Annotated in this window: 12 protein-coding genes and 1 pseudogene; 5 read left to right on the top strand and 8 right to left on the bottom strand. The window is 47.0% G+C overall.

All coding sequences use genetic code 11. From position 1 onward, the window contains the following. Positions 1-168: pseudogene (locus tag RMO84_RS21240) on the top strand (histone deacetylase); the annotation flags it as partial. A 22-nt stretch (positions 169-190) separates the two neighbouring features. Here RMO84_RS21240 and RMO84_RS01310 read toward each other — a convergent pair. Further along, positions 191-1,198, bottom strand: a complete 1,008-nt coding sequence (locus tag RMO84_RS01310) for an isochorismatase (RefSeq protein WP_310486638.1) — start codon at positions 1,196-1,198, stop codon at positions 191-193. A 188-nt stretch (positions 1,199-1,386) separates the two neighbouring features. Here RMO84_RS01310 and RMO84_RS01305 point away from each other — a divergent pair, with 188 nt between their 5' ends. After that, on the top strand, positions 1,387-1,965 hold the full coding sequence (locus RMO84_RS01305) for a phosphatase PAP2 family protein (protein WP_310486637.1): 579 nt from the start codon (positions 1,387-1,389) through the stop codon (positions 1,963-1,965). Between the two features lie 291 nt (positions 1,966-2,256). Next, positions 2,257-2,883 carry a CPP1-like family protein gene (locus RMO84_RS01300; RefSeq protein WP_310486636.1) on the top strand — a complete coding sequence of 209 codons (627 nt, stop codon included), beginning with the start codon at positions 2,257-2,259 and terminating at the stop codon, positions 2,881-2,883. A gap of 50 nt (positions 2,884-2,933) precedes the next feature. Here the strand turns inward: RMO84_RS01300 and RMO84_RS01295 are convergent, their stop codons facing one another. After that, positions 2,934-3,929, bottom strand: a complete 996-nt coding sequence (locus RMO84_RS01295; RefSeq protein WP_310486634.1) for an alpha/beta hydrolase — start codon at positions 3,927-3,929, stop codon at positions 2,934-2,936. Positions 3,930-3,960: 31 nt separating this feature from the next. Here RMO84_RS01295 and pgeF point away from each other — a divergent pair, with 31 nt between their 5' ends. Further along, positions 3,961-4,740, top strand: coding sequence for a peptidoglycan editing factor PgeF (gene pgeF / locus RMO84_RS01290; protein ID WP_310486632.1), 780 nt, complete (start codon positions 3,961-3,963; stop codon positions 4,738-4,740). Positions 4,741-4,876: 136 nt separating this feature from the next. Then, positions 4,877-5,482: a VWA domain-containing protein gene (locus tag RMO84_RS01285; protein ID WP_310486630.1), complete on the top strand. Its 606-nt coding sequence runs from the start codon at positions 4,877-4,879 to the stop codon at positions 5,480-5,482. Between the two features lie 181 nt (positions 5,483-5,663). On the opposite strand, the gene RMO84_RS01280 is transcribed toward RMO84_RS01285, so the two are convergent. From RMO84_RS01280 to RMO84_RS01255, 6 genes are all read right to left on the bottom strand, one after another. Further along, positions 5,664-6,065 carry a fasciclin domain-containing protein gene (locus RMO84_RS01280; RefSeq protein ID WP_310486629.1) on the bottom strand — a complete coding sequence of 134 codons (402 nt, stop codon included), beginning with the start codon at positions 6,063-6,065 and terminating at the stop codon, positions 5,664-5,666. A 258-nt stretch (positions 6,066-6,323) separates the two neighbouring features. Beyond that, the gene (locus RMO84_RS01275) at positions 6,324-6,629 is read right to left on the bottom strand and encodes a DUF3082 domain-containing protein (RefSeq protein ID WP_310486627.1); all 306 of its coding nucleotides are present in this window, start codon (positions 6,627-6,629) and stop codon (positions 6,324-6,326) included. A 37-nt stretch (positions 6,630-6,666) separates the two neighbouring features. Continuing rightward, positions 6,667-7,608, bottom strand: a complete 942-nt coding sequence (gene ispE / locus RMO84_RS01270) for a 4-(cytidine 5'-diphospho)-2-C-methyl-D-erythritol kinase (protein ID WP_310486626.1) — start codon at positions 7,606-7,608, stop codon at positions 6,667-6,669. A gap of 172 nt (positions 7,609-7,780) precedes the next feature. Beyond that, complete coding sequence (locus tag RMO84_RS01265) at positions 7,781-8,602, bottom strand: Uma2 family endonuclease (protein ID WP_310486625.1); 822 nt, start codon at positions 8,600-8,602, stop codon at positions 7,781-7,783. A gap of 239 nt (positions 8,603-8,841) precedes the next feature. After that, positions 8,842-10,392, bottom strand: coding sequence for a glutamine-hydrolyzing GMP synthase (gene guaA / locus RMO84_RS01260; RefSeq protein WP_310486639.1), 1,551 nt, complete (start codon positions 10,390-10,392; stop codon positions 8,842-8,844). 222 nt (positions 10,393-10,614) lie between these two features. Further along, on the bottom strand, positions 10,615-11,381 hold a 767-nt coding region (locus RMO84_RS01255), incomplete at its 5' end, for a cobalt-precorrin-5B (C(1))-methyltransferase (protein ID WP_310486624.1).

Here is an 11,381-nt window from a genome sequence, read left to right as displayed (position 1 = left end):
TCTGCCGATCCATTAGCAAATATTGCTCTTAAACCAGCAGATTTTGGGATCTTTACCGATTATTGTTTGCAAGTTACTCGCAAGATTGTATTTGGCTTAGAAGGTGGCTATGATTTTGACTCATTGGGCGCATCGGTAGTCGCCACAATCGATCGATGTTTAGTCTAAATTCCATCCCCCGCTCCCCGCATTACAAAAATAGTCGATCGTCTGTAGATTTGACGATATTCATCCCCGCATCCGCAAACCGTTGGTAAGCCGCCTCTGCCTGGGCGGTATAGTCAACAACACCAGGAATTACCACTGGCGAAGTGCAATCCGCCAATAAATATACCTTGCGGGCGAGTTGAGGATCGATCGCGTTAATCTCTTCCAACAGATCGCTCACCGTCCAAGCAACACAATGACTCTGCGCTTGTCCGGCGATAATTAACTTATCTGCTGCTAGCAAATGCTGGATTAAACTATCATTTTTACTGGCAATTGGTTCCCCAAATTGGTTTGTAAAAACCTCTGGAGCCAAAGCCGAGTAATTCTCTGTCAACGTGCGATCTCCCTTGATCGAAAACATTGCCTGACTATTGCGGGCAATGCCATGAAAAAAGATCGCCTCTTCTACCGCTGGTACCAACGCATGCCCGATGCCGCCTAACATGGCATGATAAGGCCAAATCAGCAGCGGATACTTCCCGCCATCGCTCAACTGCTGGACGTAGTGGAGTGCGTATGCCTGAAGCTTATCGATATTCTCGTCATTAAACTCCGGATTGACGCGCCATTTTCCCGCTCGCACATCCTCTGGCTCGATCGTCGTTATCGCTGGCGTCGGATGATTGCCCTCGCGATCGATCCAAAAGGCAGGATGGAAAATCTGATGCAAGTGATGGGTATCCATGGTCGCAACTATTTGGTCGATTTCACCTAAATTGCGATAGATAAACTCAGTTAATCGCACATTGTCCTCGATCGCCCCGCGCCCGCTTCGACCCCCAACAAATAGCTCAAAATCTGGCAAACAGAAGGTATTCTGGACATCGATTAGTAATAGTGCCACCTGAGGCTTGCTCCGATCGATCGGCTGAAGCTGTTGCTGTCGCGCCCATTCTCTTGCCTCGATCGATCGCTGCTGATAAGGCACCCGCCAAACCTCACCCACTCGATTGGGTTGAAAATGTGATGGTATCGGTAATTGAGTCATATAAGCAATCATAATCTCGACAACTGCTTAATTATAGTAACAATCACTATAATTAGCAAATTGACTTAAGGTCGCGATTCGATCGACAAAGACATTGGCTTCCCCAATCTCCCAGTCCCCTAATCCTCCAAAAAGCGGTATTATGCAACTGTCAACGGCTGACGATCGATCCTAATAAGTACAAAATTATGACTTGGAAACAAACCCTGCTGGCAGCGACGCTGATCTTTAGCAGTATGAGCTTCGCGCCTAGCGTTCGGGCGCAAACAACCAATAAAGGGTTTTCCGAGTTTGTTTCTGGTGCGGGTACGATCCTCTATCTTGGCGGTGGTTCTTTACTTCCGTTACTTACTGATGGTGCGGACGGCGGACAACACTCTTTGCGCGTCGTCGATGCTTTGGGGACTAGTGCGGCACTTTGTTATGGACTTCAGCAAGTTATCAAATCCCCACGTCCCGACAACGAACGGGAGTTGGATAGTTTTCCCAGTTGTCATGCGACGACAGCTTTTGCCGTTGCCCGCATCCAAAGCCACTACCATCCCGACTATGCGATTCTCTGGTACAGTGGTGCGGCTTTAATTGGTTATTCCCGCATCGATCTCAATCGCCACCGTTTCATCGAGGTACTAGCTGGAGCGGGATTGGGTTATCTAGTCGGCGAAATCGAACTCGGACAAAAACGTGGCTTGTTGCTATTTCCACTCATTCGTCCAGATGGACAAGGCAATACAGTTTATGGTTTACAAGTTAAAGCTGAGTTTTAGGGATAGGCTTTAGACTTTGGGTTTTAAATGAGTTATTGCCCACATAACTGCAATAAGACAAAACAAGACAAGGAGCTGGGATAAGGGCAATCTCGTTATTGTTCAGTTTAAGTATATCCAGCTACTTAGCACCCAAAACCTAATCCTTAACCACCTAATATTTAGACGCCTAAAGCCTAAAGCCTAAAACCTAGCCCTAACTTCTTAATATTTGCTTGCAAATGTGGCAGATACATCCAAAGCAGTCTAGAGTAAGAATAGTAGGTGGAGACCATCGATCGGAGGTTGTGAATGAGTCAGCAGAGTCCTTACGAGCAGCTTGGGGTAGCAGAAGATGCGACCTTTGAAGAGATTCAAGCTGCTAAGCAACGTGTCATCGCTCAATTGGGTGACGATCGACAATTACAAGATAATATCGAAGCCGCTTATGATGCGATCTTGATGCAACGGCTCAAACTCCGTCAGCAAGGTAAGATCAAAGTGCCCGAAGGGATTAGATTTCCTGAAAAATTGCCCACTGTCATCCCCAAATTTCCGTCTCTAACTACTGCCAACTCTCCTAGCTGGCTAAACGACACTTTCGAGCGTCCCAGTCAATCACAGATTTTGACGACATCTGGTGTCTATGCACTGCTGAGTGGAGCGGCATTAGTGCCGAGCATCGCCTATTCGGCATTACCGACACTGATCGCGATTGGTGCCGGATTTAGCTTATATTTTATCAATCAAAAACAACGTCGATTTAAGCGCGCTCTATTAGGTAGTTTCATCGCTCTCTTCATCGGGATGGGAGTTGCGGCAGTGTTGTTAAACTACGCACATTTGCCAGTCGAACAGATTATTGGTATTCATGGTAGTGTTTTTGCTGGTTTAGTGACGTTTGTCATGCTCTGGATTGCCAGTAGTTTTACTAAGTAATAACAATCTGAATCGAGTTTCAACTTACTCTCAAATCATGTGGGTGAATGTTAGCGATCGATTTTGGCAGCCAGAGTAGCAACCGCAGCCACGATCTGCTGTGGTTCGTCGATCCAGATAAAGTGACTGCTACGATCGGCAAAGATTTGAGTGGTGTCAGTAGATAATTTGAGTAAAGCTGCATGAATCCGCTCGCGCACCAGATCGGCGGCTGATAAAGAAAGTATTTTAACCCCAAATAATGGTCTTAAAAAGGTTTGCGATTTAATACTCACGATCGGTAAATCGACCAAATTATTAGCGACTTTTAACTGTCTGCCACTTGCATCCAAATTCCACATTTCTCGTCCCATTGTCAGCCAGTGGTTCGCACTATAAAAAGATCTTTTGACGTATCGACGATCGATCGGTGCAAATTTTTTCAGCTCGGGTTTGATTAGCTCGAACACGCCGAAATCTCCTAATATTCTGACAATTCCTAATGCTGCGCCGATCGCGACAAAACCAAAACTAAATGTGAAAAATGTCTTGAGCATGCCGACGCTCCAAGGCAATGACAGCATCGCAGTTTCGTGCAAGCCATCGGTTAAAACTAAACCCCGCACTTCAGCGGGAAATTGATGCGCGTATAGTCGCAGATTATAACTCCCGAACGAATCGCCGACAAAAAGATACGGCGGCGGGATCTGAGCAATGTTTAATAGTTCGTGCAACTCATTAACAATCTGTTGACTGGTACGCGGTGCCACAGCACTCTGACTCCAGCCATAACCAGCTCGATCGTAAATGCAAACTCGCGTAATTTTTGCCAGTTCTTCAACGAGGAAATAACCCTCAACTCCACCCAAGCTGGCATCGACAACGATCGTCAATTCGCCGGTGCCACGCGTTACTAAATGTCTGACCTTGCCATCGCTACTGGTAAATAATTTACCAGGATTGTTTGGCTGTTGGCGATCGCGATAACTAGCGATCTGGTGATAAATTGTCGTCAGCGTCAGGCTCGCAATCTCGATAACCTGTAGGAGTGATAAGCTATTAGACATATATATCGATAACTACAGCAGTATTAGATTTATGTGGCAGTGGCAAACTCGATCGGAACTACCGTATTTAACGTGCGATTTACTGACTGACTGGCAACATGGCTTTTTTACGCGTCAGTTTGCCCCCCGCAAACCCCACGAGCTGACCCCGATCTTGGCGGCTCATGCCAGTACCTACCGTCTCAAGCAGATTCACGGCAAAATCGTCCTGACACCGACGGAAATCGCCACTACAGCAGAAGTAGAGGTAGAGACAGGGAATGCACTCGGAGATGGCGCGCTGACAGAGACAGCGGCGCAAGCTGTCTGGGTAGCTAGTGCTGATTGTAACCCGATCCTGATTGCCAATCGCGCCACTGGTAACGTCGCCGCAGTACATGCTGGCTGGCGCGGTACATCCTTGCAGATTGCGACGGTGGCAGTAGAGCGACTATTGGCGCAGGGTGGCAATCTCACTGATATTATCGTCGCGATCGGCCCCGCGATCGCGGGCGAAGTCTATCAAGTTACCACTCAAGTCGGATTGGAAGTGTGTGCCTCAATTGCTCCCCATCCGCTTTCTGGAGACTTAGAAACCGATGCGGCCACATTACAAGCTTTACCCAATTCACCCCTGCTAACGGACGCACAAGCTGGGCGGGTAAGGTTAGATGTTCGCAGAGTCAATCAACTCCAACTCGAACGATTGGGTATACCGGTGGAGCAAATCTCGATCGCGCCGCACTGCACTTTTCAAGAACCCGAACATTTCTTCTCTTACCGGCGGGAGAAACTCAAAAAAATTCAATGGTCGGGAATCGTCAGTAAGTAGCTTAACCCGATCGCATATCTATTACCATGCGGCATCCTAGCATCCTTCCGTCCCCCGCTGCCCGCTCCGCTAAACAGTAACTTTATTTACGCCGAAGACTGCCAGTAACTTTATTCATCCAATCGCCACCAAATTTATGCTAGAAAATCGCGATTACACCCTGATTATCGACAAAAGTGGCAGCATGTCAACCAAAGATAAAGCTGGTGGCTTGAGTCGTTGGCAAATCATGCAGGAATCAGCACTAGCTTTAGCTAATAAGTGTGAAGAACTCGATCCGGATGGGATGACGGTATATCTGTTTTCGGGTAAGTTCAAACGTTACGATCGCGTCACCGCAGCTAAGGTAGGGACAATTTTTCAGGAGAACGATCCGTCTGGGCGAACTGACTTGGCAGCCGTTTTAGCCGATGCGATCGCGAGTTATTTTCAGCGCAAAGCTAGCGGACAAACTCCGGCCAATGGTGAGATGATTCTGGTCGTCACTGATGGCGAACCAGACGATCGCAAGGCGGTAATGCAGGTCATTCTCGATGCCACTCAAAAGCTCGATCGCGATGAAGAATTAGCGATTTCTTTCATTCAAGTTGGCTTAGATGAAGCTGCTACTAAGTTTTTAAAAATCCTCGATGACGATCTCAGTCGTGCTGGTGCTAAGTTTGATATCGTCGATACCATAACGATGGATGAGATGGAAGATCTCACGCTCAAAGAAATTTTATTGAGTGCGATTAATGATTAGCAAGATTTAAATAGATAGTATTCTATTTAATTTATAAAAATATCGTAGCGTGTGCGTCAAGACAACACAGCGTAACGCACCAAGCTATTTGACTGCATTTATCCAAAAGAAAGAGGCCACAACTTTTACGGTTGCGACCTCCTTCTTAACGATCGAATACTAGAGTTATGCCAACATCAGTCTATGCAGGAAGTAACACTGTATCGATAATGTGGATAACGCCATTATCAGCAGCGACATCGGGAGTCACAACTTTAGAATCATTAATCTTGACACCATTGCTAGCATCAATTTTGACTTCCGAACCTTCAACTGTTTTCGCTGATTTGAGTTTAACAACATCAGCCGCCATTACCTTCCCAGCGACAACATGGTAAGTCAGGATTTTGGTCAGTTTAGGAATATCTTTGAGCAATGATTCGACGGTACCAGCAGGTAATTTTGCAAATGCTTCATCGGTGGGTGCAAATACGGTGAAAGGACCGGCACCTTTGAGCGTATCGACCAATCCAGCAGCTTTTACAGCAGCAACTAAGGTTGTAAAAGAACCTGCACCGACGGCAGTATCAACGATATCAGCCATGTGATTTACCTATTTGATTTAGTGGACACTTCTGCAATATAACGTACTTTCGATCGAAGTAGGGTTGATGAAGCTAATTAATTAGAATTTCGCGTATAAATAGCGACATTATCAATAAAAGATCGTGTAATTGGTAGATGTTTAATAGCGATCGAGCAATGCTAAAAATATTACGTTATTTAATTTAAAAATCGCAATCTCTATCTTTAGATAGAGATTGCGATTTAGTTTATAGATAAAACAAATCGAAATAGTCAACTATAGATCTGTACTCGCTTTTTTGTTACTAAATAAGACTTGAATCGCCAGCGCGACTAAACCAACGGCGATAATCCCCAATACCGCTGCGCCCAATGCTGTCGAGCCGACTACCAGCGTTCTTAATGCGGTGGCAATATTAGTCGCCATCGTTGTCTTCTGGAGCATCGGCTTGGTAGCAAATGTCGTCGCAATCTTACTCATCATGACGTACATCGCGATCGACATCGTGCCAGAAATTAGCGCGCCAGTTAAGCATCTCAGGGGTGTGGGTAGGCTGGTTTCGGGAGGTGTGGTTTGGGTCATTGGGAGTTGGGAGTTGGGAGTTGGGAGTGAGCGGAGATTAGATAACTCTGACGCCGCGATCGCTAAATTGGGTGACAAATAGCTCCAAATCTGGGTCGGGAATTGCGGCGCGGACTTGATGATACAGAGTTTCGGCTTGAGCTTGCGAGCTAGCTAAACTAAATACTGTCGGCCCCGAACCGGACATCATCGTGCCTAAATTTGGGTGCCGCTGAAATTCTGCTATTAATTGACTGACGAGGGGATAAGTGGGTAATACCACTTTTTCTAAATCGTTATACAACCGCTGCCCAATTTTAACGGCATCTTTGGCCGCGATCGCCCGTACCAATTCCCCTGAATGAACGCGATGAGATCGATCGGCAAAACCCTCAGGCTCAAGTGCATACTCATACTCAAATTCTCGTCGATAAGCGGCGTATGCCCAGGGGGTGGATACTTCTAAACTTTGATATTTGCCCAAGACGACATAAATCCCCTCTAAGCTCGGTAGCGGCGAGACAACCTCTCCACGACCAGTCGCAATAGAAGTGCCACCAGAAATGCAAAAGGGCACGTCAGAACCCAATTTTGCCGCCAATTGTTGCAAGTCGCTCTGGGTCAGTCCTAGCTCCCACAATAAATCGATTCCTACTAACACCGCAGCGGCATTTCCCGATCCGCCAGCCAATCCAGCCGCGATCGGGATATGTTTGTGCAAGGTAATTTCGACGCCACCATATTCGAGAAAAGCATCGGGAAATTCTTGTTGCATCAATTCTGCCGCGCGATAGGCTAAGTTCGCCCGATCGAGTGGGACTTTGGGATGTCCGCAGTGCAAGATAATATTATCCGTATCCAGGGATCTAATTTCGATCCGATCGGCCAAATCGACGGTCTGCATGACCATCACTAGCTCGTGATAATTATCGGGACGGATGCCGAGGATTTCTAAATGGAGATTTATTTTAGCCGGAGCAATGAGCGTATAAGATTTCATTGAAATTTTTTATGTACAAGCCAAATCGGATCGGTCTGAATTTTGCGATCGGGCGAAATCTATAGACATCCACTTCATCCATCTCAAAATTAATCGATCGTCGAGCGTCTTAGTAACGATCGGGGTTTATTTGTAGCGATCTACAGAATCTATCTATCGATCGAATCCAATTCTAAACTTCATCGGGATCGATTCCTAAATCTCTCAGTTTTGCAGCTAATCTTTCTGCCCGCATTTGCACCCTCTCGGACTCTGCTTTAGCTTGTTCGGACTCTGCTCTAGCTTGTTCGGATTCTGCTCTAGCTTGTTCGGATTCTGCTCTAGCTTGTTCGGATTCTGCTCTAGATTGATTAGTCTTAGCGATTTCTAAAAGTACCCGCTGTTGCTCTAGTTTCACCCACTCAGGTGGTGTGGGATAACGCTGGTTATCCTCATCGTACCAATAGAGCCAATCTCTAGTGACACCGCCATAATCGCCACGTTCGTAGCCAATTCCTAAGCCAATTTCTGGCATCCATAGGGGATTACCCGTTTGCAACTGATAGTTACCATTTACCAGTTTGTATATTTCTAGCTTTGGTTTGCGTCGCCGCCGAGAATTATAAATAACATAATATAAAACCCCTAGTTTGGCGTATCGATCTAGCTTAGTAGTATATTCTTGTCGATAGGTCGCTGAGACTACTTCCAGCACGATACTTGGTACGATCGATTCATCCCATAATACATAACTAGGGCGTAACTCTTCGTCATAAAATCTCTCTACGCCCAAGCTTAAAAAGCCGTCAGGCACGATTGGGGGTAAGTCGGGATCGAAATAAACCGCCATATCAATACCAAAAAACCAATCCATCCGCTGTGCCCATAAAATCAGCAAGATCGATTTTAGTAATCCAGGGATTAATTCTTGGAGTTCGCTATCCACGGGCGTATCGTCGGAGCATGGGAGTTCTTCTGCAGATGGTAGGTATCTGGGCAGTTCGGATTGGAACATGGCTAATATACCAGATCGGATAAGTGTATTTTAGCAAGGCTCGATCGCATCTTGTCTCGATCGAAATGTCTCAAAAGTCTCAGTGCTGCGTTTACAGTAGGTAGCTTTGCCATTCTTTACTGTTGTCTTGCTAAACCCTCGGCTTTGTTTAGGAGCGCGAACTGCTGACTGAAATCGCGCTGAGGTTACTGCCTCAGCGCGATTTCAGTTGCTTCCTTTAAATAGAAACCGATCTTAAATTATTCCCACTCGATCGTGCCAGGTGGCTTGGAAGTGATATCGTAAACCACGCGGTTGACACCTTTGACTTCATTGACAATCCGGTTGGAGACAATCTCTAAGAACTCATACGGTACCTTCGACCAATCAGCGGTCATCCCATCCTCACTAGAGACGCAGCGTAACACGATCGGGTGAGCGTAAGTCCGTTGGTCGCCCATCACGCCGACGCTATTGACATCGGCTAGGAGCACAGCAAAGGCTTGCCAGAGCTGGTGGTAGAGTCCTTGTTTATTGACTTCCTGACGGACGATCAGATCGGCATCGCGGAGGATATTCAGTCGCTCGGCAGTGACTTCACCGATAATCCGAATCGCTAAACCAGGGCCGGGGAAAGGTTGCCGTTGGACGATTTCTTCGGGCAAACCGATCGATCTGCCGACTTTATGCACTTCATCTTTAAATAATTTGCGTAAGGGTTCGACAAGTTTGAATTGCAAGTCTTTAGGCAAGCCGCCGACATTATGATGGCTCTTGATTTTGACCGCCACGCGTTCGCCGGTTTGCGGATCGACATTGGTATCAGCGGATTCAATTACGTCGGGATAGAGTGTCCCCTGCGCGAGGTAATCGAATGGCCCCAAGCGTTTTGATTCGGATTCAAAGACGCGGATGAATTCGGTACCAATAATTTTGCGTTTAGTTTCGGGATCGGTGACACCAGCGATCGCATTAATGAAGCGTTCGCGAGCCATCACATATTCAACTTTAATATGAAATTGATTCTTGAACAGATTGACCAGCCGTTCTGGTTCGAGCTTGCGCATGAACCCTTGATCGATGAACATACACGTCAATTGGTCGCCGATCGCCCGATGCAATAAGAATGCTAAGGTCGAAGAATCGACACCGCCAGAAAGTGCCAATAACACCTTTTTATCGCCTACTCGCGCGCGAATATTCCGAATTGATTCTTCAACAAAAGCTTCTGTCGTCCAAGTCGGTTGACAGGCGCAAATATGGTAGACAAAATTGCGAATTAGAGCCAATCCGCCGATCGAATGCACTACTTCTGGGTGAAACTGAACGCCATATAATTTGCGCTGATGGTCGGCGATCGCCGCGCAGGGTGTATTCTCAGTGTGTGCCAGTAGCTCGAATCCCTCTGGCAACCGTTCGCAAGAGTCGCCATGACTCATCCACATCGTCGAACCTGCTTCGACATTCGTCAGCAGATCGCTCGGATCGTCAATCAGGATTTCGGCTTTACCGTATTCAGCTTTCTTTGCTTTAACAACTTCGCCGCCAAGCTGCTGCACCATCAATTGCATGCCATAACACACGCCCAAGACGGGAATCCCCAGCTTCCAGATTTCGGGGTCGCACTGGGGCGCGCGATCGTCGTAAACCGAACTCGGCCCGCCAGAGAGGATAATTCCTTTGGGATTTAGCAGTTTTAATTGTGCGGCAGTAGTGCGATAAGAAATAACTTCTGAATAAACTTGAGTCTCGCGAATTCTCCGGGCAATTAGTTCGGAATACTGGGAGCCGAAGTCCAGAATGACGACCATTTGATGATTTAAGCTTACATTTGCAAGTGGAGTATCTGTAAGCTGAAGTTCGGTTGAACTAGTTTCGGTTTCTGTTGTCACTACGGACTCCCTGGGATTTGATACATGTAAACGATTTAGAGCTACGACCGTCTGAATTTGAGATGACTGACTCTTGGATTTGAAGAGTGCGATCGAGCAAGATTTAGAGTAGGCAACCAAAAATTTTATATTCGATTAAATCTAGCACAATTGGGTCAGCAATGTCTTACCGTTGGCACTAGTTTTAATGACTTGTCTGTGGCGATCGAATACTACCGAACCGACATTTACAGCTTGCTGACTCTGGCTATAAATATATTTTTGCGATCGAGCATCGATGCGCTCGGTGAGATCGCCATAAATCCGCTGCACCCAGTCACTGCCATCAGCTCGATCGATTTCCCTCAGGTATTTGAGGACATCCTCTGCCGTTTCACAATCGAATAAACCAGCTAGTTGTGTCGCTGGCAAACCCATCCGCGCCGCCGCTGTCACCAAAATTTCCAATCTCCCATCCGCTAAATGGTGATGGGTATGAAAAATTCCGCCTGCTAATTTGATTAACTTCCCGTGATAGCCAAATAGTAATAACTTGGGCACTCCCAACACCCCTGCTTCCGCTAATAACGGCCCCAACCAGTTCGCCGTCTTAATAATTCGATCGCGCTTAATGCCCATCTGCTGCGCCAGATCCAACCCATTCTCCCCAATACAAAACACCAACGGCAAACTTTCCCCATTGTCTTGTCTAGCTTTCATCGTCGGTTCTTCGCGGTTCTCTCGCAAGGAACCCAATCGGAGCGAGTCGATCTCCCCATCCCCCGCTGTCTTGAAAAGGTGCTCTACTTGGGGAAACCCCAAGACCGCACTTTTCGCTCCCCGCTCCCCGCTCCCCGCTTCCGCCTCCCCCGCTCCGTCCTTCCCCGACTTCCCCCTCAACTCCGCCAAACAAGCATCCAACTGCCCCG

Source organism: Chamaesiphon sp. VAR_69_metabat_338 (assembly GCF_031423935.1).
GTDB lineage: Bacteria > Cyanobacteriota > Cyanobacteriia > Cyanobacteriales > Chamaesiphonaceae > Chamaesiphon.
Note: the sequence above shows the minus strand (reverse complement) of the source record. Positions and strands in the feature narration are given on the sequence as shown.

What these genes read in the sequence shown, in the direction of transcription:
- RMO84_RS01310 (WP_310486638.1), bottom strand. Translation starts at nt 1,198, where the DNA reads ATGACTCAATTACCGATACCATCACATTTTCAACCCAATCGAGTGGGT.
- RMO84_RS01305 (WP_310486637.1), top strand. Translation starts at nt 1,387, where the DNA reads ATGACTTGGAAACAAACCCTGCTGGCAGCGACGCTGATCTTTAGCAGT.
- RMO84_RS01300 (WP_310486636.1), top strand. Translation starts at nt 2,257, where the DNA reads ATGAGTCAGCAGAGTCCTTACGAGCAGCTTGGGGTAGCAGAAGATGCG.
- RMO84_RS01295 (WP_310486634.1), bottom strand. Translation starts at nt 3,929, where the DNA reads ATGTCTAATAGCTTATCACTCCTACAGGTTATCGAGATTGCGAGCCTG.
- pgeF (WP_310486632.1), top strand. Translation starts at nt 3,961, where the DNA reads ATGTGGCAGTGGCAAACTCGATCGGAACTACCGTATTTAACGTGCGAT.
- RMO84_RS01285 (WP_310486630.1), top strand. Translation starts at nt 4,877, where the DNA reads ATGCTAGAAAATCGCGATTACACCCTGATTATCGACAAAAGTGGCAGC.
- RMO84_RS01280 (WP_310486629.1), bottom strand. Translation starts at nt 6,065, where the DNA reads ATGGCTGATATCGTTGATACTGCCGTCGGTGCAGGTTCTTTTACAACC.
- RMO84_RS01275 (WP_310486627.1), bottom strand. Translation starts at nt 6,629, where the DNA reads ATGACCCAAACCACACCTCCCGAAACCAGCCTACCCACACCCCTGAGA.
- ispE (WP_310486626.1), bottom strand. Translation starts at nt 7,608, where the DNA reads ATGAAATCTTATACGCTCATTGCTCCGGCTAAAATAAATCTCCATTTA.
- RMO84_RS01265 (WP_310486625.1), bottom strand. Translation starts at nt 8,602, where the DNA reads ATGTTCCAATCCGAACTGCCCAGATACCTACCATCTGCAGAAGAACTC.
- guaA (WP_310486639.1), bottom strand. Translation starts at nt 10,392, where the DNA reads ATGGTCGTCATTCTGGACTTCGGCTCCCAGTATTCCGAACTAATTGCC.